Here is a 20744-nt window from a genome sequence, read left to right as displayed (position 1 = left end):
GATCAGCGTCCTTTTGCCTTGAGTGCCGCGTCGAGGCGCGGATACACGCGCCGCGCGTTGCCTTCGTAAATCTTGTAGCGCTGTTCGGGATCGATGCTCGCGGCCTCCACGTAGCGCTTGGTATCGTCGAAATAGTGGCCCGTTTCGGGGTCCACGCCGCGCACCGCGCCGATCATCTCGCTCGCGAACAAGATGTTGTCGACGGGAATCACGCGCGTGAGCAAGTCGATGCCCGGCTGGTGATACACGCAGGTGTCGAAGAAGATGTTGTTGAGCAAATGATCCTTCAGCAAGGGCTTTTTCAGCTCTTGCGCGAGACCGCGGAAGCGGCCCCAGTGATACGGCACCGCGCCGCCGCCGTGCGGAATCACGAACTTGAGCGTGGGGAAGTCGCGGAACAGGTCCGAGGTCAGGCATTGCATGAACGCGGTCGTGTCGGCGTTCAGATAATGCGCGCCCGTGGTGTGGAAGCACGCGTTGCAGCTCGTGCTCACGTGAACCATCGCCGGAATGTCGTATTCGACCATCTTTTCGTAGATCGGATACCAGTAGCGGTCGGAGAGCGGCGGGCTCGTCCAGTGGCCGCCCGAGGGATCGGGATTCAGGTTGATCGCGACATTGCCGTATTGCTCCACGCACTTCACGAGTTCGGGAATGCAGGTGGCCGCTTCCACGCCCGGGCTTTGCGGCAGCATGGCGGCCGGAACGAAGTGATCGGGAAACAGTTGGCTCACGCGGTAGCACAACTCGTTGCAGATCGCGGCCCACGTGCTCGAAACGTTGAAGTCGCCGATATGGTGCGCCATGAAACTCGCGCGCGGGCTGAACACGGTGAGATCGAGACCGCGCTCGCGCATCAGGCGAAGCTGGTTCTGCTCGATCGACTCGCGCAGTTCGTCGTCGCTGATTTGCAGCTCGGAAACTTTCGGCATTTCCGCCGCATTGCCGATGGCCGCGATCTGGCGATTGCGCCAGTTTTCCAGCGCCTTGGGAGCGGTCGTATAGTGACCGTGAATGTCGATGATCATGCTTTCCTCTTATGGCGCATGCAATTGGCGCATGCAATTGCGCATTGCCGCGCCGCGCGTTGACGGGCTGATGGATGGCGTCTCCTCCGAACCAGCCGCATACCGTTACCAGCGTCAAAGTATGGACGAAAAACCCGGGCCGAAACGAGTCGATAACTTTTTTAGATGGACTATGAAGGGAATCGAATCGGGCTTTTCAGGCACAGGCGCATCACGGCGGACGAAGCGCCTTTTGCACCGCGATCCGGCCTGGATTTCACTGGCAATTCGCGGCAATCGCACCGCAATCGGGGCGCGGCTTACGTGCGTATTACGCGCGTATTACCGTCACGCCCGCAGCCTCGATCGGCTTGATGCGCTTTGCCTCCGTGGCGCGTTCGACCACGATGGTCTGCGCCATGCCGATAGGCCCGATGCGATAAGGCGAAGCCGCGTTGAGCTTCGCGGAGGAAGCGAGCACGACCGTTTCCGCCGCGCGCGCCGCGAGCGCGCGCTTCACGTAGGACTCCTCGAAGTCGCCCGTGCTCAGCCCCGCCTGCGCATGCACGCCGGTCACGCCCATGAAGTACAGGTCCGCGTGTAGGTGCGCGATGGCCTCCACGGCCGCCGCGCCCACCGTGACCACCGAATGCTTGTAAAGCTTCCCGCCGATCAGCACGACTTCGATCGTCGCGTGCTCCGCGAGCGCAACCGCAATGGCCGGGCTGTGCGTGACGACGGTGGCCGCGAGCGTCTCGGGCAGGCATTCGACCAGCAGCGCCGAAGTCGTTCCGCCATCGACGATCACCACTTGCCCCGGCTCGATCATCGCGGCCGCGCGTTGCGCGATCCGGCGCTTGGCCGCCACTTCCATGCCGCGCCGCTGCGCGATGGGCGCCACCGCGGGCGAAGCGGGCAGCGCGCCGCCATGCACGCGTTGCAGCAGACCCTCGGCGGCAAGTTCGCGCAGGTCGCGCCGCACGGTGTCTTCGGATACGCCGAATTTCACGCTCAGCTCGCCGGCGAGCACCTGGCCGTCGTGCTTGAGCGCCTGGAGAATCGCTTTCTTTCGTTGATCGGTCAGCATTGGGTTCCTGAAGCGCATATGCCGGCGCACGAAGGCGTGCGGCCGTTGCACGAATTTTCTTGATTTTGCACGAAACTGCACGTTACCATGAATCCTCGACACTGACCCGACGACGTGTGCCATGACCGCTACGAAAGACCGTGTGCGAATGATCGACACCACCGTGCTGTCTGACGACTGGTATGTGCTCAAGAAGATCACTTTCGATTATTGCCGCAGCGACGGCACCTGGCAACGCCAGAGCCGCGAGGCCTACGATCGCGGCAACGGCGCGACCATTTTGCTGCTGGACCCGCTGAGCGGCAACGTCGTGCTCACGCGGCAATTTCGCATGCCCGCGTTCGTCAACGGCCACGACGGCATGATGCTCGAAGCGCCCGCGGGCCTGCTCGACAACGCCGCGCCCGACGCACGCATACGCGCGGAGGTGGAAGAGGAAACGGGCTATCGCGTGCGCAATCTGCGCAAGGTGTTCGAGGCGTACATGAGTCCCGGCTCGGTCACGGAAAAGCTCTACTTCTATCTGGGCGAATACGATCCGGCCGAGCGCCCCGGCGCGGGCGGCGGCGTGGCGGAAGAAGGTGAGGACCTCGAAACGATCGAAGTGCATTTGAGCGAGGCGCTGCGCATGATCGAGCGCGGCGAGATCGTCGACGGCAAGACCATCATGCTCTTGCAGCACGCGGCGCTCGTCAGGGCTTGAGCGCACGTTGGACCCAGTTCGAGTTACGATACCCGCTTTCACCTCTTGCTCATTGCCGCTTCCCGCCATGTACATCGTTTCGCTTATCTACACCGCCCCGCTCGAACGCATCGACGACGCTTTGCCCGCGCATCGCGCGTATCTGGACGAACAGTTCGCGGCGGGCAATTTCGTCGCGGCGGGACCGAAGCTGCCGCGCGACGGCGGCGTGATCGTCGCCTCGCATATGGCGCGCGATACGCTCGACGCCTTGCTGGCCGCCGATCCGTTCGCGCAGCAGGGCGTGGCGAAATACGAGGTGGTCGAATTCAAGGCCACCCGGCTCGCGCCGGGGTTGAACCTGCCGCGCCCCGAATCCCCGTGAAGCCGGCCACGGCAACACGCGCTTAGCTCGACGTCGCCATGCCCGACCAGACGATCTCCAGTTCCACCGCAATCGAGCGCGCAAGGCCGTCCAGCCCCGGAAACAGCGACGCATTCGTGATGTTCATGCGGTAAAGCCACTTCATCGCGTCCATGCGAATGCGCTCGGGCAGCACGATCTTGTGCAGCAGTTCCTCGTCGCTTTCGTAGCCGTCCAGAATCGCGCCGAGCGGTTTGTCGATCACGCCGGGCACCACGAACGTGCCCGACTGCGCCACCAGCCGGTCGTCCATTTCCGTCGGCTCGCCGGACCACAGAATTTCGTTCGTATTGCTAAAGAAATAATGTTCGAAGTTGTCGCGCACGCGCGGGTCGATCACGTCGCGCGTGAGCGAAGGATTCACGCGCGGCAAGGCGCGGCTATTCCAGAGCGCGGGCGTGTTGAGCGCGTAGACGGCCGCGTCGCCGGTCGCGCGTTCCAGAGCGAAAAACGCCGCGACGAAGGGGCTTTTCGTGAAATCGAGCAAGCGCGTGGGTGCGCCGTGGTGCTGCATCAGCGCGAGGCAGCGCAAGTCGTCCTTGAGCAGATCGGGATGAGCGAGAAAGTTGTGCGCCTTGCGGCGAAACACGCGAATCGCGCGTTCTTCGCGCGCGCGCCACTGAAGCCGGTCGCCCACATAATCGCGCATGTAGCGCGTGAGCGAGCTTTCCAGATGCCATTGCGCGTTTTGCTGACCCCGAAACGCCCAGCCGTCGAGGCGCGTCGTGAGGTCCATGAACTGTTGCCAGTCGGAGAGTGCCGTGGTCTGCATCGTGGGTCCGTTGCATGAGCGTCGTTATCTGGCAAACACGCTAACACATCGGCAATGACAGCATCGCGAAGCGGCCTGGTCCACCCGCCGCGCCCGTCCTTTGACGACGCCAAACGCGAAACCGGCCGCGCAAAGGCAATACGCGGGCACGGCCGCGCTTTCGAACGGGCCGCCGCCCGTTTGGCGAAACGGCTCAAGCCGTATCGTCCGACAACGCATTCGCGCCTTGCGCCGCCTGCCAGTCCGCGAACGTGACGAGGCCCGGCCGCAGCCCCGCGTCGCCGATACGCGTCCAGCTCGTGTGCGCGCCTTCCAGCCCCGGCACGGGCTGCGGCGTGGCGAATTCCACGCGCGACATGCCGGGCCGGTACGCCTCGTTCGGCCAGTACACCGGCATGATGCGGCGCGCGGCCATTTCCTCGCGCAACGCGGCGGGGCCGCCCTCGTCGGTCACCACGTCGCATTGCGCGGCCCAGTCGTGGCGGTCCCATGCGAGGAACACGCCCGCATTGCCCTGCGCGTCGAAGGTGAGCACGGCGTTCTGTTCCGGCCGCCAGTAATATTCGACAAGGCGCTCACGCTGCGCGAGTTCGTGCAGCGCCTCGGCCACGTGCCGGTTCGTGTAGACGGCGCCCACGCCGTGCACGCCGATATGGCCGCGCCGCGCGCAGAACTTGCGTTTGGCGTCGGCGATGGCGCCGCTCAGCTTGCGCGGCATGCCGGGGTCGGACTTCTTCACGTAAAAGTCGATCAGACCGGCGTTGAACGCCTCCACCGCGTGCGATTCGTTCGCCGTGGCCGTGAGCAGGATGCGTGCGCACGCAACGTCTTTGACGGCCGAGAGAAATTCGATGCCGTTCATTTCCGGCATTTCGTAATCCACGACGATCGCGGCGATGTCATTGAAGCGCGCCGTGTCGGTCATGACGTCCTGGCCCAGCGCGTTGCCGCCCTTCTTCTCGAACTCCGACCACGCCTCGCCCGCGGCCGGGTTGTGCGCGCGCTGGCGCTCCTCGTGCGAGCGCACGTACGCCAGCGCTTCGGCGGCCTGGGTGAAATAGCGGTCGGTGCCCACGCCGGGAAACAGCCCGCGCAGCGCGTAGAGAAAATCCGGGCTGTCGTCGAGGAACACGACGGAGACGGGATGAAAGACCGGCTGTCTGACGATGGAACTCATAAATGTCTCGGTAAGCGCGCCGCGCGCCGGCGGACCGCCGGCGGCTTCGTGAAATTTTACGCGCCTGGAATGTCCCGTTCGGACGGGCATCGGCAAAGGTCACTCATTCGCGGCGACCGGATGGCGCCATGAGCGCCACGAGCGCCACGAATCGACATCGATCAAGCCGCGCACCTGGCCCCGGATCGCGCCGCGCTCGCGAAAACCCTTCGATTATGCGGCTTGAACGCGATCCGCAGCAACTTCGAAGCCATGTCGATTGCATTTTTCCGCGCGCGCAAACGTTATCGTATTTGCGGCGCATATTGAGGCGCCCCTATGTGGGGTACGCGGTATTGGGCGGCGGGGAACGCGAAGAGAATGCAGACATGTCCTCTTTTTTACGGACGACATGCGCGGCTGCCGCACGCAGCCTCACTTTGGAGTCATCTGATGTACGCACGCGAATCCATTCCCGCCGTCCTCTCCCGTGGCACCGCCGGATTCTCCGACGAAATCATGGAAGCCACGCCGAGCAAGACGTTTCACCACGTCATCGACATTTATTTGAAAGACTCGAATGCCTTCATGAATACGTATTTCGCGCGGTATTTCGAATGGCAAGGCATTTGCCGCGAGCGCTGGTTTCACGAATGCATTCACAACAACCTGCTCGCGGCGGGCGGCGTGTTCGTCACGAAGCGCGCGCATCAGGAATATGTGCAGGAGACCTTTCCGTTCCAGCGCGTGGATTGCTACCTCAACACGTTGCAGGTGCGCCAGTGCTCGGCATATCTCGTGTTCCGTTTTTGCGTGGACGGGCGGCCCGTCTCGCTCGGCTATCAGCAGATTCTGTTCGCGGGCACCGACAAGCGAATTCGACGCTTTCCGCCCGGCATCATCGAACGCGTGAAGGAATATGAGCTGATCCTGCCGTCGGGTTCCAACTAAGCCGGCCGGCGCGGGTCTGCGGCGCCGCCCGCGCTTCGGCGTGCCGGGCATGACGGGCATGCCCGGCACACGTCGCGCTCAGCCTGCGTAGTCCTGCCCCGTCGACCAGCGGCGGGGCTTCGCCGGCGCTTCGTGCAAGGCGCGGTCGGCGCTCGAACCCGGCTCGGGCAGGCGAATCGTGAAAGTGGTTCGCACGCCGGGCGCCGATTCGCACGCAATGGTGCCGCCCAGCGCCTCGGCCACGCGGCGGCAAAACGTGAGGCCCATGCCCGCGCCGCGCCCATGCGATTTCGTCGAATAGAACGGGTCGAAAATACGCGGCAGGATATCGGCGTGAATGCCCGGGCCGTTGTCGCTGAAACGCAGCACGCAATAGCCGTTCTCGCTGGTCGCGCCGATATCGACGCGCCCCTTCGCCGCGTTCTTGCGCGCGGATTCGAGCGAGAACAGCGCGTTCTTGAGCAGATTGAACAGCACGAACACCACGAGCGAATCCGAGCCCGAAAAACACAGCCGCGCGTCGATGGGCGCGACGTGTACGCGTTCGCGCTCGCCGGGGCGGAACGGAAAGCGCTCGAGCGCCGCATTCACCCACGAGCGCACCGGATAGTTCTCGAAGCTGCGCCTGTCGAGCCGGTCGAGCGTGAACGAGGCCAGCGACATTTCCACGACCGTGCTGGTGCTGTCGACCTGCCGCCGGATCGACGTGGCAAGCGTGGAAAGCCGCTCGGACTGGCCCGGATACAGGCCGTCCACGCAAAGCTGGTGCTGCACGGCCAGTTGATAGCCGCGCATGAGTTCGGGCAGCACGTTGCCGATTTCCTCCGCATGCATGCCGATGGCGGCGAGCGGCGTGGCGACTTCGTGCGCGACCGTGGCCGCGATCAAATACGGCCGCATCAAGCCGAAACGCACGATGGTGACGGCGAGAATGCCGAGGCTGACGGCAATGAACACCGCGCCCACGGGATAGAACGCGGCGCCGTAATTGACGGCGTAATCGCTCGCCGCGAGCCCGTAGAGGCACAGGCTCACGAGACAGAGATCGAGCAGCCTGCGCCGGTCGCGCGCATGCGTCTGACGCCGCGCGGCAATCAGCAGCCATGCGCTGCGGGCAGTGAGCAGCACCGTCTGCACGACGTGTACGGGATGCAGCGCGCCCGCCTTCGGATAGCGGCCGAAAAAGAACGTGCCGTAACCGTTCACCACTTCGTCGCTCACGAGCAGCAGCGTGGCGAGCGCGATGCTGAGCGCATACGAGAGCATGAGCGGCACGCGTTCGCCGCGCCGCGCGCTCACCTCCGTGACGAAGTGATAGAACGTGGTCGGCAGGAACAGGATGAACAGATAGCCGAGCTTGACGAGCGCGCCCGCGAGTTCGGGATCGGAGGTCTGGAACAGGAACGCCCACGTGCCCTGCCAGATGAAGGTGGTCGCGCACATCAGGGCGAACGGCACCGAGAGGCGCGTGAAGCCTTCGGTCAACAACACGTACACGCCGAATCCGAGGAACTGCGCGGACACGAACGCAGGCAGGATCGAATACATGATCAGTCGCGTGGATGCTGATTGTTTTTTTGGTGCGCGCGCCCGTTTCGCGGGCCGCCGGTTTGCGCATTGGCGGCGCGGCGCACAGGTTGATCGTGTGAGGGCCGCGCTCGCGGCGACTCGCATGGCCTCGATCGGACCTTCCCCGCGCGGTCGCCCAGCGATGCTTGACATTCTGGTTTCGGTTCATGCGCGCCGCATCGCGAACGCCGCCGATCGAACCGAATTCGCCGATTATCGCCGCGAATGGCGGATTGTGGCGAACTTTTGGCGCACGACGCCGCAGATGATGCGCGACGAATCGTAGCGATTCAGCGCGCCGGCGCAGCGTTCGCGTTCTCGCGCGCGAAGCGTCGGCGGTATTCGGCGGGCGTCACGCCCACGTGCTTGATGAACGCGCGCCGCAGCGTGTCGGCATTCGCGAAGCCGCAGCGCGAGGCCACGCGCTTGGGCGCTTCGCTTGCGGTTTCCAGCAGGTTGCGCGCCGCCGCCACGCGCACCGTTTCGACCCACGCCGCCGGCGTCACGCCCACTTCCGAGTGGAACAGGCGCGCGAAATGGCGCGGGCTCAAACCCACGCGCGCCGCGAGTTCGCTGACGCGATGGCGTTGCGCCGGGTTCGCGGCCACCCAGCGCTGCACTTCCTGAAGCGCCGAGCGGCCCGCCGGCCCCGGCTCGCCCTTGCGGCTGAACTGCAACTGGCCGCCGGGACGCTTGAAGAACATCACGAGCTGACTCGCCACGCGCATCGCCAGTTCGCGGCCCAGGTCCTCTTCCACGAGCGAAAGCGCGAGGTCGAGCCCCGCCGTCACGCCCGCGGCCGTGCGCAGTTTGCCGTCGCGCACGTAGAGCGAATCGGCTTCGATCGTCACGCCGGGGCAGGCTTGCGCGAGCGCGTCCACGACCGCCCAGTGCGTGGTGAGGCGGCGCTCGTTCAGCAAGCCGCTGGCCGCGAGCGCGAACGCGCCCGTACACACCGAGCCGAAGCGACGGCTGCGCGCCGCGCTCGTGCGCAGCCATTCGCGCACGCGCGGCGGCAATTGCGCCGTGGCCGCGTCGGGCGCGCCCGCCACGAGCAGGGTGTCGATGCGCTCGCCGGTGGATTCGGCGCTGCCCGCCACGGCATCGGGCAACAAGCGCACGCCCGAGGAACTGCGAACCGGTCCGGCGCGGGTGGCGATCACGCGCAGGTCGTAGACGAGCCGGCCGGCTTCGGCATTGGCCTGCGCGAACACGTCGAGCGGGCCGCTCACGTCGAGCAGTTGCACGCCGGGCAACGCGAGAATAGCGACGATTCGGGCCATGGCGAGACAAAAGAAACAGAAGGAACGGGAAAAAGCGGAACCAGTGTAATCAGCGCCGGCGAGCGCGTGCGGACTGACCTGGAAGCGGTGTCCGCATCGCGCGCTAAATGGCAGAAAACGACGGTTTGCGTCGATTGAGGACAATGCTAGCACGGCCCAGAATGAAAGCCATTCCCACCCGACGGAGCACCCCAGTGACTTTCGATCTCACCGATGTTGCGATTCCCGACAGCACGCTCGCGCGCGAAATCACCGAATTCGTGCGCGACACCGAATCGCCGCTGCTTTTCCATCATTCGAGCCGCGTCTATTACTTCGGCGCGCTCGCGGGCCACAAGCGCGGCATCCCGTTCGACCGCGAGCTGCTTTACGCGGGCGCCATGTTTCATGACATGGGCCTCACGCACGCGCACAGCAGCGAGCGCGAACGCTTCGAAGTGGACGGCGCGAACGCCGCGCGAGACTTCCTGCGCAGCCGCGGCATCGCGCAGCACGACATCGACCTCGTGTGGACCGCCATCGCGCTGCACACGACGCCTGGCATTCCTGAGCATATGCATCCGGTGATCGCGCTCGTGACGGCGGGCGTGGAGATGGACGTGCTCGGCCTCACCTACCGGCAATACAGCGAGGCGGAGCGCGAGGCCGTGGTGCGCGCGCACCCGCGCAGCGAGCATTTCAAGGAGGACATCATCCAGGCCTTCTACGACGGCATCAAGCACAAGCCCGGCACCACCTTCGGCAACGTCAAGGCCGACGTGCTCGCCGACAAGGACCCGCACTTCCACGCCGGCAATTTTTGCAGCGTGATTCGCCAGTCCGCCTGGCGCGGTTGAGCGCCGCGGTTCCCGAAGCGCGACGCCGCGCGAGTCGGTAAGTCGGCGGCAAGGTCGTGGCAGGCAAAAGGCGGCGGCAGGAAGCGAGCGAGCCAACCGCCGCGCGGCACGCTGTCATAATGTCGATCTGGACATCGGAGAATCGACATGGCGCATGGCGAACACACTTACCGCGTGACCGTGCAGTGGATCGGCAATCGCGGCAGCGGCACGTCGGGATACCGCGACTACGACCGCGACCATTTGATCCGTGCGCGCGGCAAGCCCGACATTGCCGGATCGTCCGACCCGGCCTTTCGCGGCGACGCCGCGCGCTGGAATCCCGAGGAACTGCTCGTGGCTTCGGCTTCGGCGTGTCACAAGCTCTGGTATCTGCATTTGTGCGCCGACGCCGGCATCGCCGTGCTCGACTATGCCGACGAAGCCGAAGGCACCATGGCCGACACGCCCGAGCGCGCCGCGTTCACGCAGATCGTGCTGCACCCGCGCGTGACGATCCGCGCCACCGACGACCGCGACCTCGCGCTCCAGCTTCACCACATGGCGCATGCGCAGTGCTATATCGCCAATTCGGTGAATTTTCCGATTCTCTGCGAGCCCGCCGTCGAACTCGCCAGGTCCGGCGCCTGAAGCGAAAACCGAAACGGCATATCGACGCTCATGTCAGCAAGCCTTCTTCAGGAGCCGGTCGAAACGCTCGGCAGTTTCCTGCGCGAACGCCGCTCGCGGCTGCAACCCGCACCCGCCGAAGGCGCGAGCCGCCGGCGCACGCCGGGACTGCGCCGCGAGGAAGTCGCGGCGCGCGCGAATGTGAGCGTCGGGTGGTACACGTGGCTCGAACAGAATCGCGGCGGGCCGCCTTCCGCCGACGTGCTCGAACGCCTCGCTCGCGCGCTCGAACTCGACGCGGCCGGGCGCGAGATGCTGTTCCTGCTCGGCCAGCAGCGCCCGCCGCCGCTCGTGCCCGCGCCGGCGAATGCGGCAACCGGCACGCCGTTCGAGGTGCCGCGCGCGCTGCAAAGCGTGCTGGACGGTCAGCCTGGCCATCCGGCCATCGTCAAGACGCCCGCATGGGACATCGTGGCGTGGAACGAGGCCGCGAGCGCCGTGCTCGCCGACTACGAAGCCGCCGCGCCCGAACAGCGCAATATCCTGCGGCGGCTTTTCAGCGATCCGGCCGTGCGCGAGGCGCTGCCCGACTGGGAGCAGATCGTGCGTTGGGCCATCGCCGTGTTTCGCATCGACATCGCGCGCGCGGGCCCCTCGCCCGAAGCCGCCGCGCTCACGGCCGAACTCCAGGCGAGCAATGCCGACTTCATGCGCATCTGGTCCGAAAGCGAGGTGCGCTACCACGGCTCGGGCACGAAGCGGCTCATGCACGAGATCGCGGGGCCGATCCAGCTCGACTATTCCGCGTTCGCCGTGGCCGACTCCAACGCGCTCACCATGATCGTGTTCACGCCCGTCACGCCCGCGGACGCACGCTCGATCGAAGCGCTGATCCAGCAGCGGCGCGCGCAAAAAGCCCGTTGACGGCGCATTGAAACGCCGCCTGAACCGTGGGCGGCGCCGGTGCGCGCACGTCCTCTTTCGCTAAATCGCCGGTGCGCGAGCGGGAATCGGGACGCCGCGCGTTGCCTCGCGCATCGGTTGCGCATGACGGCTTGCTCGGCGCTTCGCACGCGATCGCGCCGCGTTTTTCATGGGCGCGTTCGCGGCACAAAACCGTCCCGTTGCGCAAACGCGGACGGGCGGACGGCAAGAAACTCTCGTTGACGACTTTCCCCGTCTGATACCATTTATTCCTACCCCAGCCGTTTTTACCGCGTTGCGAGCGCATTCGAATCGCTCTTTAACGGCGTTCGCCAAGCGGCTCGCGGCGTCATTCGCGGCGTCATTCGTGCTTGCGCTTTCCGGTGCGCGATCCGCTTCGCTGCTGACCGACGTGCGGCGCGCGTTCGCGGCCGGGGCGCGCCATCACCGCTATTTCGCCACCTTCGCTACACCATTCCCGCCGATGATCCCGCTTTCCCGACCACGCCTGTTGCCCGGACTGTTCGCTCTGATCGTTGCCGGATTCACGCTCGGCGCCGCGCCCGCCGCCGCGCATGCCTCTGTACACGCCGCCGCGCAGCCCAGCGCCGCAAAACCGCGCCCGCACGCGCCGCTCAAGAAGCCGCGCAAGAAAAAGACCGCGCGCAAGGCCAGGCCCGTGCATCGCTCGACGCCCGCCGACGCGCCTTCCGCGCGAGCCGGCACCGCGAAGCGCCGCGGAAAGCGCGCACGCGTGCGGCACGATCCCGCGCATACGCATGCGACGAAGCACGAAACGCATGCCGCTCATAAGCCGCATACGGCGCATGCAGCGCACGCGGCACCCGCGCCTCGCACGACACACGCCGCGCCCGTCACGTCCATCAGGCACACCGCGCCCACCACGCACACCGCGCACGCTGCAAATACGTCTCAAACGGCGCGAACGGCGCACCGCGCGCCGGCCGCGCAAGCGCATGCACAGCCCAACGCGCCGCGCCTGCTCGCGCGCTGCGGCTTCACGTCCGCGTCGCGGCGGCAGTTGTTCTCGCACGCGGTGTATGTCGTCGACGAAAACACCCACACGCCGCTCTACGCGCGCAACGCCGACGCCGTGGCGCCCATCGCGTCCGTTTCCAAGCTGATGACAGCCATGGTCTGGCTCGACAGCGCGCACGCGCCGCTCGCGCGCCGCCTCGCAGTCACCCGCGCCGACCTCGACACGCTCAAGTTCACGCATTCGCGGCTGGGCGTGGGGTCGCGCGTCACGCGCGCGAACATGCTGCATATCGCGCTGATGTCGTCGGAGAACCGCGCGGCCGCCGCGCTGAGCCGCGACTATCCGGGCGGGCGTCCGGCGTTCGTCGCGGCGATGAACGCCAAGGCGCGGCGCCTCGGCATGACGCACACGCGCTTCGTCAACGGCACGGGACTTTCGCCGCACAACGTTTCCACGGCGCGCGAACTCGCGAGTCTCGTGCGCGCGGCCAACGGCTATCCGCTGATCCGCCGCTACTCCGTCGATCACCAGGACCGCGTATCGACCGGCTTGGGCCAGTTGCAGTACGTGAACAGCAACCGCCTCGTGCGTTACGGCCAGGTGCGCGCCAGCGTGCAAAAAACCGGCTTCATCAACGAGTCCGGCCACAACATGGTGATGCGCGTGATGGTGCACGGCCGCCGCCCCGTGATCGTGACGATGCTCGGCAGCGCGACGCCCGAAGGCTCGCGGCTCGACGGCGTGCGCATCGCGCACTGGCTGAACTGCTCGCTGCGCTGAGCGTTTGCATCGTGTCGGCGCGGCCGCTTCGCCACGGCGCGTTCACCAGGGCACCACGCGCCCGAGGTAATCGACGTAATGCAGCCCGCCGCGCCCCGCATGGGCCTCGATCGTGCTCACGAGGCCCGGAATGCTTTCGTCGATACCCAGACGCGCCTGCGGCCCGCCCATGTCGGTGCGCACCCAGCCGGGCGCCATCAGCAGCAGGGTTTTGGCGGGCGCGTCGTCGCGATGGCGCGCCGCGAAGCTGCGCATGAACATGTTGAGCGCCGCCTTGCTGCCGCGATACACCTCGTAATGGCCGTTGAGATTGTTCGCGACGCTGCCCTGCCCCGACGACATCACGCCAATCGTGCCGTCCGGCGCCACGCAATCCTGCAACGCCTCCACGACGCGCATCGGACTTAGCGCGTTCGTCACCATGACGCGCACGAATTCCTCGGTGGAGACGTCGGCGATGGTTTCGCGGTCGTCGTTCTTGACGCCCGCGTTCACGAACAGCACGTCGATGCCGGATTTGCCGCCGCCTGCCGGCAAGCGCGCCAGCAAACGGGCGCGCAACGCCGCGACCTGCTCCGCCAGGTTGATGTCGACGATCTCGACTTCGAGCGCGCCGCCCGCGGCATCGGCGAGTTGCCGCAGCCGTTGCGCCGAGTCCTGCCGCGCGGTGGCGATCACGCGCCAGCCGCGCTTCAGATATTCCTCGACCATCGCGAAACCCAAACCGCGCGAAGCGCCGACCAAAACGACGGTTTTCTGCATGATGCTTTCCCTTGCGTGCGACCGTGAGGCCGATGGTCCGACGATATCGCCGCCGCCCGCGCGGCGGAAGGCGCGCCGTCTGCATGGATAAGCTGCGCGGCGCGCCATGCCTGAAAAACCCGCGTGCTAGCATCGCGCGATGTCCGAACCCGATCTGAACCTGCTCGTCGCGCTCGACGCCTTGCTCGCGCACGCGAGCGTGGCCGCCGCCGCGCGCCGGCTCGGCTTGAGCGCCTCGGCCATGAGCCGCACGCTCACGCGGCTGCGCGAGGCGACCGGCGACCCGCTGCTGGTGCGCGCCGGCCGCCGCATGGTGCTCACGCCGCACGCGCAGGCGCTGCGCAAGCGCGCGCACGGCGCGATGCACGAGGCGCGCGCGGTGCTGAGCCCCCTCGTCGCGCCACCCGATTTCCCCGCGCTGCGGCGCGGCTTCGCGATTCGCGCCAACGACGGCTTTGTCGAGGCGTTCGGCGCACCGCTCATCGCCGCGATCACGGCCGTCGCGCCGCACGTGCGCCTGCAATTCATGCCGAAGCTGGAAAAGTCCGCCGCGCATTTGCGCGAGGGCGCGGCCGACCTGGAGATCGGCGTGCTCGATGCACCCGACCAGTCGGGACCGGAAATTCGCGTGCAGGCGCTGTTTCGCGACCGCTTCGTGGGCGTGGTGCGCGCGGGGCACGCGCTCGCGGCCGCAGGCGAAATCGACGCGGCGCGTTATGCGGCGTTCGGCCACGTGGTCGCGTCGCGCAGCGGGCGCGCGCGCGGCCCTGTCGACGAAGCGCTCGCCGTCATGGGACTCGAGCGCACCGTGGTCGCCGTGGTGCCGAGCTTTCCGGCCGCGCTCGCCGTGGCGCGCGCCTCCGACCTGATCGCGCTCGTGCCGGCCTCGTACCTGCTGGGCAACGGCGCGGCCCACGCGCAAACGCATGCCTTCGAGCTGCCCGTGAGCACGCACGGCATCACCGTTTCGCAGATGTGGCACCCGCGCCTGGACGCCGACGCGGTACACCGCTGGCTGCGCCAGACGGTGCTCGCGGTGTGCCGCGAAAAGCTGCCGCTCTAGCCGCGCCGCCGCGCGATGAAGCGGCGCGCCTGGCAGAAAAATATTTCGGCGGGAAATCCGGGTTCCGCAGCATATCCATGCTGACAGCGCGATTCTCCTGAGTGCTTCCTCCTGTATTCGGCGCACGTCAGAATTAACCATGTTGATGTTACACTGCAACGCGCCGGAGCCGTTCTGGCCAAGGCTTTCGGTGTTCCCAGCGCCACGCGTGCAGGCGCCACGTTCATGATTCGTGTTCGTTTGCGAAGCCGCGCGCGCGGCGTGCCCTCCACTGGACGCCATCCAGCGCCCAACTGCGTTTTCCGGATTCCTCAGGTTCCTAAACCGTGTACTCTCAAACGCAAATCGACCCGGTCATCAGCTTCCGCAACTCGCAGCGCGAACACGTGCGCGGAACCATCATCAATCTCCAGAGAAAGTCCCTCGTGATGGAGGTGTACAACCCGTACTCCATCGTGCAGGTCAGTGAGGTGTTGAGCGAGTTGAGCGTGCGCATGGGCACGAAGCACGCTTATCTGGGCAAGGCGGTGGTCGTGAGCCTCGTGAACACCGGCCTCACCGCCGTCGTGTCGCTCGCGCTGATCGACGAATGGCGCGAGCTGAGCGTGCTGCCCAACGAGCCGCGCTCGGTCGGCCGCGAGGCCGAACTCTTTGTCAGCGACTGGGACGCGCGCTTCAACATTCGCCGCGACTACCAGATCGTCGTGAACGAAATGCGCGCGTTTCTCTCCGAGGTGTCGCGCTGGGTCGAGCAGGTCGACCTCACCGAAAGTCTGCCGAAGAACGAGGGACGGCTGCGCGAGGATCTGTTCTACGAACTCGCCACGCCCATCATGCACAAGACGAAGTCCTATCTCGTGCGGCTGGAGGACGAAGCCGCGCGCGTGGACCCGGAAATCGCGCCCGTGCATCGCACCTATGCGCAGGCGGCGCTGCATCCGCTGCTGCTGCGCGCGCCGTTCGTCTACCGCACCTTCACCAAGCCGCTCGGCTACGCGGGCGACTACGAGATGGTCAACCAGATCCTGAGCGATCCGCAGCAAGGCCCCACCACCTACTTCCAGATCGTCAACACCGCGTTTCTCAAGGCGGCCGTGGCCACGGCGCACCGCAACCGCATCACGCTGCTGATCGACTTCCTCACGCGCCAGGCCGAAGCCGCGCGCGCCGCCGGACGGCCGTTCCGCATTCTCAACGTGGGCTGCGGGCCGGCCTTCGAGATCCAGCGCTTCATGCGCGAGTATGCGCAGCCCGAACTGCTCGAATTCGAACTGGTCGATTTCAGCGAGGAAACGCTCGCCTTCACGAAGGCCGCCATCGAAAAGGCGGCGGCGGAAAACGGCCACGAGGCGAAGGTGCAGACGGTGCATCAATCGGTCCACGATCTGCTCAAGCGCCGCATCAGCAACGACCCGTCGATGCGCGAATTCGACGCCGTCTATTGCGCGGGCCTCTTCGACTATCTCTCGGACAAGGTCTGCACGCGCCTCTTGAGCTACTTCGCCGCGCGCACGAAGCCGAACGGTCATTTGCTCGTCACCAACGTCCATTCGTCGAACCCCGAGAAGTTCGGCATGGAGCATCTGCTCGAGTGGTATCTGATTTACCGCGACGAAAGCGGCATGCAATCGCTGCTGCCCGCCAACGCCACCGAACAGAAGCTCTATGTCGACGAGACCGGGGTCAACGTGTTCGCAGAAGCCACCATCATCTAAAACGCCGACGCCCAGGCATCCATGAGTACGAGTCAACTACAGTCAGGCTATCAAACCGAGCTGGCGGACTTCCGCGTCACGTTCAGCCGCGGCGGCGCGTACACCGCCATCGTGCTCGTGCTGGCCGGCGTGGGGCTCGATTACGCGCAGTATCCGCAACTGCTCACGCCGTTCGCCGCGGCGCGACTGCTGGTTTCGGTGCTGATCGGCGTGATCGTGGTCATGCTCGGCCGCGCCTCGGGCCGCCGCCATGCGCCCTGGCTCACGCTCACCTGGCTGCTGCTGCCGCAGGTCATGATCTCGTGGATGATCTGGAAAACCGACGGCGTGCTCTCGCCCTACTATATGGGCCTGAATCTGGCCATTTTCGCCTCGGGCATCGCGCTGCCGTTCGGCTTGTGGCAAAACCTCGTGTTCGGCGTGCTCTCGTGCTTTTTCTATCTGCTCGCGTGCGCGCTGCACGTGGGCGGCATCGCCTCGGTCGGCACGATGACCGTCAACCTGCTGCTGTTGCTGTTCGCGGCCGCCGCCAGCGCCGTCTACACGTTCTTCAACGAGCGGGTGCGCTTCATGCTGTTTCGCCTGAAGGCGGAAGTCTCGGCCAAGAACGCCGAACTCGAGGAAATCAACCACAAGCTGCTCGATATCAAGGGCCAGTTGCTGCAACAGGAAAAGATGGCGGCCGTCGGCACTTTGGCGGCGGGCCTGCTGCACGAGGTCAACAACCCCGTCAACTTCTGCCTGATGGCGATCGAGGTGGCGATGGAGGAACCGGCCGCGAAAACGGAAGCGGGGCTGCAAGAGTGTCTCGTCGACGCGCGCCAGGGCATGCAGCGCATTCAGCATATCGTCTCCGACCTCAAGACTTTCGCCTATCGCAAGCCCGGCGCGGACGCCGAAGTGGGCACGCCGTTCCTGTTCGAGAAAGCGCTCGATTCGGCCATCCGGCTCGTCGGGCACGAATTGCGCGGCGTGACGGTCACGCGCGAATTGCCCGACGACACGCTCGTGCTCGGCGACGAGGCGGCCATCATCGGCGTGCTGATCAACCTGCTTTCGAACGCCGTGCTGGCGATGCGCAATGCGGGCACGCCGGCGCCCGCGCTGCACATCGCCGTGCGGTGGTTGCAGGAGCGCCTGCACGTCACCGTGCGCGACAACGGGCCGGGCATCGCCGCCGAACATCTCGCGCGCGTGTTCGAGCCGTTCTTCACCACGCGCGACGTGGGCCAGGGCCTCGGCCTCGGCCTGTCGATCAGCTATGCGGTGATCGAGCGTCACGGCGGCCTGCTGTTCGCCGAAAGCGAACTGGGAAGCTGGGCCGCATTCAGCTTCGATTTGCCGCGCGCGACCTGAGGATTGCGATGACGCACATCGACGAAATCAGCGCATCACGCCCGAGCGTGCTCTACGTCGACGACGAAGCGCTGGCGGGCAAATATTTCGCGCGCGCGGTCGGCGCCGACTACGACGTGCTGCTCGCGCAGAGCTGCGACGAAGCGCTCGCGGTGCTGCGCGAGCACGACCGCATCGCCGTGCTGCTCACGGACTTTCGCATGCCCGGCCGCGACGGCGGCGACCTGCTGCAACAGGTCGCGCAGGACTACCCGCGCATCGTGCGCATTCTCGTGACCGCCTACACCGACATAGACGTGCTGCAACGAAAAATACATAACGGTGCGGTGTTCCGCATCCTCGAAAAGCCGCTCAGGCCGGCTTGCGTGCGCGATACGCTGCAACAGGCGTTCGCGCGCTATCACGAATTCCCGCCTACCCAAGCTCAAACCCACAGGAGTTGTTGATGAACGAAGCGAAAGCCACCCAGGAGTCGGCACCGGCGATCATCTTCGTCGATGACGAGGCCACGGCCGTGAAATACTTCCAGCGCGCCATCGGAAGCCTGGCACCGGTCCTGACGGCCAGCTCGGTGGAGGAAGGCAAGGCGCTGCTGGACGCGCACGGCGACACCGTGGGCGTGCTCGTGTCCGACCAGCGCATGCCCGGCGAATTCGGCAATGAATTGCTGCGCTATGCGAGCGAGCGTTATCCGCATGTCGTGCGCATTCTCACCACGGCCTATTCGGAAATCGACCAGACCGTGGCGGCCGTGAACCTCGGCCACATCCATCGCTACATCAAGAAGCCGTGGGACATCACGGCGCTGCGCATGGAGCTCAAGCAGGCGCTCGAACTCGCCGACCTGCGCAAGGAACGCGACCAGTTGCTGCGCGAAAAGCTGGGCGTGCTGCAAAAGCAGATGCTCGCCACGCGCATCGGCCTCGTGCGCACGCTGGCGGCCGCGCTGATCGGCCCGGAGCGCTTCCAGCCCGTGGAAACCTACCTCGCCGCCGCCGTGCTCGCCGACGTTCACGGCACCGAGCCCGACTGGCTGGTGCTCGACTATTCCGATCTGGTCGCGGCCGAAAGTTCGCGCAGCGGCACCTTCGGGCATCTGGTGGCGGAAAATCTCGCGGCGCTGCGCAACCGCCACGTGAGCGCGACGGTCGGCAACGCGGTGGCGTCCATGGCGGACACGCTCGAAGCGGCCGGGCTCGCGGTGCGCCGCGAAGGCGACGGCCTCGTGCTCGAGGACCGCGCCACGTTCGGCGAATTTCTCGCCGAGCCCGCCAGCCAGTCGGTTTCGGTGCCGCACGCGGTGTGGTTCGCCGCGCTGCTCTGGCTCGACAGCCACGACTTCGCGCTCGAACCGGTGCGCAAGGGCGACGCCGTCGCGTTTCTTCCCACGCAGCACCAGACCGGCTTTCCCGCCGACCGCCTCGCAACCTGGATCGAGCAGTTCTAGGCATGCGCAAACGCGTTCGCGCGTTGGTTCGAGCCGCGATGGCCGCTTCGTTGCGAAGCGGCCATTTTTTTCGCGCGATGTTTTTGACTGACGGTGTTCGCCCGGTCTGGCGCCCGGCGTGTTGCGATCAATAACGGCGACGCTTGCTCTGGCGGCGTAGCAAACACGCAGGCGGACACGCCAATGACGATTCGCGCGCAACGGCACGAGCGAGCCGCACGCATAAATTGCAGCCGCACGATGCGATCGAAGCGATCGACTTAATCGACCTAATCGACTTAATCGACGTAATCGAAGCGACGCCGACCTGCCCCGCTCGCCTAGGCCACCGCCGCTCGACTTACGATACCGACGCCGAAGCCACGGCCGTCACGGCATAACGGGCCCGGAATCCGCGGGCAGATACGCGAGCGGATCGACGGCGCGGCCATTCTCGCGCATCTCGAACTGAAGCACCGCCTCGCCGTTCGCGGTCTCGCCCGTTTCGGCGATGGTCGCGCCACGCGGCACCATCGCGCCCTCGGCGACCGTCAGGCGGCGGTTGTTGCCGTAGGCCGTCACGAAGTGATCGTCGTGCTTGACGATCACCATCAGGCCGTAGTCCTTGATCTTGTCGCCCGCGTAGACCACACGGCCGCTCGCGACGGCCTTGACCGGCGTGCCCGCCGGCGCCGCGATCTCGATGCCGCGCGAGCCGTCGCTGTCGAATTCGCGCACCACGGTGCCGCTCACGGGCCAGATGAAGCGGGTGGACGCCACGGCCGCGTCCTGCGCATTTTTCGTATTTTTCGCGCTTTTCGCACCCGTCGCGCGAGCGGCGGCCTTGCCCGAAGCCGAAGCCGGCGCGCCCGCTTCCACCACCACGGCGGCCCGCGTGCCCGCGATCGGCCCCACGCGCAGCATCTCGCCGCCCGTCAGCGAATCGGAAAGCTTCACGCCGTTCCATTGCGCGACGTCCTCCTTACGGCGGCCGAACGCCTTTGCCACGCTTTCGAGCGTGTCGCCGGGCTGCACGCAGTAATAGCCGGCCGATGCGCTCACGCACGCATGCGCTTCGTAGGTCGGCAGATCGAACGCCTTGTCGCTGACGCAACCGCTCAGCGCGAGCGCCAACGCACCGCTCACGCCAAACGCGCCAAACGCGCCAACCGTGCCAAACGCGCGAACGCACCGCTGCCGCGGGCGAAGAACGGTGGGCGTGCTGTGTCGTTTCATGGCGAATCTCCGCGATCGAAGGGGTCGGCTGCCAGCCTGGCCGCTGGCAAAACCCGCTTAACGCGGTCCGCTCGCGCGGGTTGACCGCCGCATGAGCGCCCTGACA

Annotated in this window: 20 protein-coding genes and 1 pseudogene; 13 read left to right on the top strand and 8 right to left on the bottom strand. The window is 66.0% G+C overall.

Annotated features, from left to right (window positions below; translation table 11 throughout):
• Positions 1 to 2: 2 nt before the first annotated feature.
• Both U5805_RS05460 and U5805_RS05455 read right to left on the bottom strand, forming a co-directional pair.
• Positions 3 to 1028, bottom strand: a complete 1026-nt coding sequence (locus U5805_RS05460) for an amidohydrolase family protein (RefSeq protein ID WP_322102430.1) — start codon at positions 1026 to 1028, stop codon at positions 3 to 5.
• A 310-nt stretch (positions 1029 to 1338) separates the two neighbouring features.
• A complete protein-coding gene (locus U5805_RS05455) occupies positions 1339 to 2094 on the bottom strand; it encodes a DeoR/GlpR family DNA-binding transcription regulator (RefSeq protein WP_322102429.1) in 756 nt (251 codons plus the stop codon).
• A 121-nt stretch (positions 2095 to 2215) separates the two neighbouring features.
• Here U5805_RS05455 and U5805_RS05450 point away from each other — a divergent pair, with 121 nt between their 5' ends.
• Both U5805_RS05450 and U5805_RS05445 read left to right on the top strand, forming a co-directional pair.
• Entirely contained in the window at positions 2216 to 2797 is a 582-nt protein-coding gene (locus tag U5805_RS05450; RefSeq protein ID WP_322102428.1) for an NUDIX domain-containing protein, read from the top strand.
• A gap of 67 nt (positions 2798 to 2864) precedes the next feature.
• On the top strand, positions 2865 to 3161 hold the full coding sequence (locus U5805_RS05445) for a YciI family protein (RefSeq protein ID WP_322102427.1): 297 nt from the start codon (positions 2865 to 2867) through the stop codon (positions 3159 to 3161).
• Between the two features lie 22 nt (positions 3162 to 3183).
• Here the strand turns inward: U5805_RS05445 and U5805_RS05440 are convergent, their stop codons facing one another.
• Positions 3184 to 3972, bottom strand: coding sequence for an FRG domain-containing protein (locus U5805_RS05440; protein WP_322102426.1), 789 nt, complete (start codon positions 3970 to 3972; stop codon positions 3184 to 3186).
• A gap of 193 nt (positions 3973 to 4165) precedes the next feature.
• Positions 4166 to 5149 (bottom strand): response regulator, encoded by a 984-nt coding sequence (locus tag U5805_RS05435; protein ID WP_322102425.1) that lies wholly within the window; start codon positions 5147 to 5149, stop codon positions 4166 to 4168.
• 432 nt (positions 5150 to 5581) lie between these two features.
• Here U5805_RS05435 and U5805_RS05430 point away from each other — a divergent pair, with 432 nt between their 5' ends.
• Positions 5582 to 6079, top strand: a complete 498-nt coding sequence (locus U5805_RS05430) for an acyl-CoA thioesterase (RefSeq protein WP_322102424.1) — start codon at positions 5582 to 5584, stop codon at positions 6077 to 6079.
• 78 nt (positions 6080 to 6157) lie between these two features.
• Here U5805_RS05430 and U5805_RS05425 read toward each other — a convergent pair whose 3' ends face one another.
• A complete protein-coding gene (locus tag U5805_RS05425) occupies positions 6158 to 7627 on the bottom strand; it encodes an ATP-binding protein (RefSeq protein WP_322102423.1) in 1470 nt (489 codons plus the stop codon).
• Between U5805_RS05425 and U5805_RS05420 the strand changes: the two genes are divergently transcribed.
• Positions 7626 to 7934 carry a hypothetical protein gene (locus U5805_RS05420; RefSeq protein WP_322102422.1) on the top strand — a complete coding sequence of 103 codons (309 nt, stop codon included), beginning with the start codon at positions 7626 to 7628 and terminating at the stop codon, positions 7932 to 7934. The two genes, U5805_RS05425 and U5805_RS05420, sit on opposite strands and share 2 nt — an antisense overlap.
• A gap of 4 nt (positions 7935 to 7938) precedes the next feature.
• Here U5805_RS05420 and U5805_RS05415 read toward each other — a convergent pair whose 3' ends face one another.
• On the bottom strand, positions 7939 to 8931 hold the full coding sequence (locus U5805_RS05415; RefSeq protein ID WP_322102421.1) for a GlxA family transcriptional regulator: 993 nt from the start codon (positions 8929 to 8931) through the stop codon (positions 7939 to 7941).
• A gap of 194 nt (positions 8932 to 9125) precedes the next feature.
• Here U5805_RS05415 and U5805_RS05410 point away from each other — a divergent pair, with 194 nt between their 5' ends.
• From U5805_RS05410 to U5805_RS05395, 4 genes are all read left to right on the top strand, one after another.
• Positions 9126 to 9767 (top strand): HD domain-containing protein, encoded by a 642-nt coding sequence (locus U5805_RS05410; protein WP_322102420.1) that lies wholly within the window; start codon positions 9126 to 9128, stop codon positions 9765 to 9767.
• 147 nt (positions 9768 to 9914) lie between these two features.
• Positions 9915 to 10397, top strand: a complete 483-nt coding sequence (locus tag U5805_RS05405; protein WP_322102419.1) for an OsmC family protein — start codon at positions 9915 to 9917, stop codon at positions 10395 to 10397.
• Positions 10398 to 10427: 30 nt separating this feature from the next.
• Positions 10428 to 11300 (top strand): helix-turn-helix transcriptional regulator, encoded by an 873-nt coding sequence (locus U5805_RS05400; protein ID WP_322102418.1) that lies wholly within the window; start codon positions 10428 to 10430, stop codon positions 11298 to 11300.
• Positions 11301 to 11667: 367 nt separating this feature from the next.
• Positions 11668 to 13080, top strand: coding sequence for a serine hydrolase (locus U5805_RS05395; RefSeq protein WP_322102417.1), 1413 nt, complete (start codon positions 11668 to 11670; stop codon positions 13078 to 13080).
• A 42-nt stretch (positions 13081 to 13122) separates the two neighbouring features.
• Here the strand turns inward: U5805_RS05395 and U5805_RS05390 are convergent, their stop codons facing one another.
• Positions 13123 to 13842, bottom strand: coding sequence for an SDR family NAD(P)-dependent oxidoreductase (locus tag U5805_RS05390; RefSeq protein ID WP_322102416.1), 720 nt, complete (start codon positions 13840 to 13842; stop codon positions 13123 to 13125).
• A gap of 139 nt (positions 13843 to 13981) precedes the next feature.
• Here U5805_RS05390 and U5805_RS05385 point away from each other — a divergent pair, with 139 nt between their 5' ends.
• The 5 genes and pseudogenes from U5805_RS05385 to U5805_RS05365 all read left to right on the top strand — a co-directional run bounded on the left by U5805_RS05385 (position 13982) and on the right by U5805_RS05365 (position 19423).
• Positions 13982 to 14905, top strand: a complete 924-nt coding sequence (locus tag U5805_RS05385; protein ID WP_322102415.1) for a LysR family transcriptional regulator — start codon at positions 13982 to 13984, stop codon at positions 14903 to 14905.
• 326 nt (positions 14906 to 15231) lie between these two features.
• The gene (locus U5805_RS05380) at positions 15232 to 16620 is read left to right on the top strand and encodes a class I SAM-dependent methyltransferase (RefSeq protein ID WP_322102414.1); all 1389 of its coding nucleotides are present in this window, start codon (positions 15232 to 15234) and stop codon (positions 16618 to 16620) included.
• Between the two features lie 21 nt (positions 16621 to 16641).
• Positions 16642 to 17976, top strand: a complete 1335-nt coding sequence (locus U5805_RS05375) for a sensor histidine kinase (protein WP_322102413.1) — start codon at positions 16642 to 16644, stop codon at positions 17974 to 17976.
• 8 nt (positions 17977 to 17984) lie between these two features.
• A pseudogene (locus U5805_RS05370) lies at positions 17985 to 18383 on the top strand (response regulator); the annotation flags it as partial.
• A 38-nt stretch (positions 18384 to 18421) separates the two neighbouring features.
• Positions 18422 to 19423: a response regulator gene (locus tag U5805_RS05365; protein WP_322102412.1), complete on the top strand. Its 1002-nt coding sequence runs from the start codon at positions 18422 to 18424 to the stop codon at positions 19421 to 19423.
• Between the two features lie 369 nt (positions 19424 to 19792).
• Here the strand turns inward: U5805_RS05365 and U5805_RS05360 are convergent, their stop codons facing one another.
• On the bottom strand, positions 19793 to 20548 hold the full coding sequence (locus tag U5805_RS05360; protein ID WP_322102411.1) for a peptidoglycan DD-metalloendopeptidase family protein: 756 nt from the start codon (positions 20546 to 20548) through the stop codon (positions 19793 to 19795).
• Positions 20549 to 20744: the final 196 nt, after the last annotated feature.

It is taken from the genome of Paraburkholderia sp. J41, from assembly GCF_905220235.1.
Lineage (GTDB): Bacteria > Pseudomonadota > Gammaproteobacteria > Burkholderiales > Burkholderiaceae > Paraburkholderia.
This window is presented reverse-complemented; position numbering and strand designations above follow the sequence as displayed.

What these genes read in the sequence shown, in the direction of transcription:
- U5805_RS05460 (WP_322102430.1), bottom strand. Translation starts at nt 1,028, where the DNA reads ATGATCATCGACATTCACGGTCACTATACGACCGCTCCCAAGGCGCTG.
- U5805_RS05455 (WP_322102429.1), bottom strand. Translation starts at nt 2,094, where the DNA reads ATGCTGACCGATCAACGAAAGAAAGCGATTCTCCAGGCGCTCAAGCAC.
- U5805_RS05450 (WP_322102428.1), top strand. Translation starts at nt 2,216, where the DNA reads ATGACCGCTACGAAAGACCGTGTGCGAATGATCGACACCACCGTGCTG.
- U5805_RS05445 (WP_322102427.1), top strand. Translation starts at nt 2,865, where the DNA reads ATGTACATCGTTTCGCTTATCTACACCGCCCCGCTCGAACGCATCGAC.
- U5805_RS05440 (WP_322102426.1), bottom strand. Translation starts at nt 3,972, where the DNA reads ATGCAGACCACGGCACTCTCCGACTGGCAACAGTTCATGGACCTCACG.
- U5805_RS05435 (WP_322102425.1), bottom strand. Translation starts at nt 5,149, where the DNA reads ATGAGTTCCATCGTCAGACAGCCGGTCTTTCATCCCGTCTCCGTCGTG.
- U5805_RS05430 (WP_322102424.1), top strand. Translation starts at nt 5,582, where the DNA reads ATGTACGCACGCGAATCCATTCCCGCCGTCCTCTCCCGTGGCACCGCC.
- U5805_RS05420 (WP_322102422.1), top strand. Translation starts at nt 7,626, where the DNA reads ATGATCAGTCGCGTGGATGCTGATTGTTTTTTTGGTGCGCGCGCCCGT.
- U5805_RS05425 (WP_322102423.1), bottom strand. Translation starts at nt 7,627, where the DNA reads ATGTATTCGATCCTGCCTGCGTTCGTGTCCGCGCAGTTCCTCGGATTC.
- U5805_RS05415 (WP_322102421.1), bottom strand. Translation starts at nt 8,931, where the DNA reads ATGGCCCGAATCGTCGCTATTCTCGCGTTGCCCGGCGTGCAACTGCTC.
- U5805_RS05405 (WP_322102419.1), top strand. Translation starts at nt 9,915, where the DNA reads ATGGCGCATGGCGAACACACTTACCGCGTGACCGTGCAGTGGATCGGC.
- U5805_RS05400 (WP_322102418.1), top strand. Translation starts at nt 10,428, where the DNA reads ATGTCAGCAAGCCTTCTTCAGGAGCCGGTCGAAACGCTCGGCAGTTTC.
- U5805_RS05390 (WP_322102416.1), bottom strand. Translation starts at nt 13,842, where the DNA reads ATGCAGAAAACCGTCGTTTTGGTCGGCGCTTCGCGCGGTTTGGGTTTC.
- U5805_RS05385 (WP_322102415.1), top strand. Translation starts at nt 13,982, where the DNA reads ATGTCCGAACCCGATCTGAACCTGCTCGTCGCGCTCGACGCCTTGCTC.
- U5805_RS05375 (WP_322102413.1), top strand. Translation starts at nt 16,642, where the DNA reads ATGAGTACGAGTCAACTACAGTCAGGCTATCAAACCGAGCTGGCGGAC.
- U5805_RS05365 (WP_322102412.1), top strand. Translation starts at nt 18,422, where the DNA reads ATGAACGAAGCGAAAGCCACCCAGGAGTCGGCACCGGCGATCATCTTC.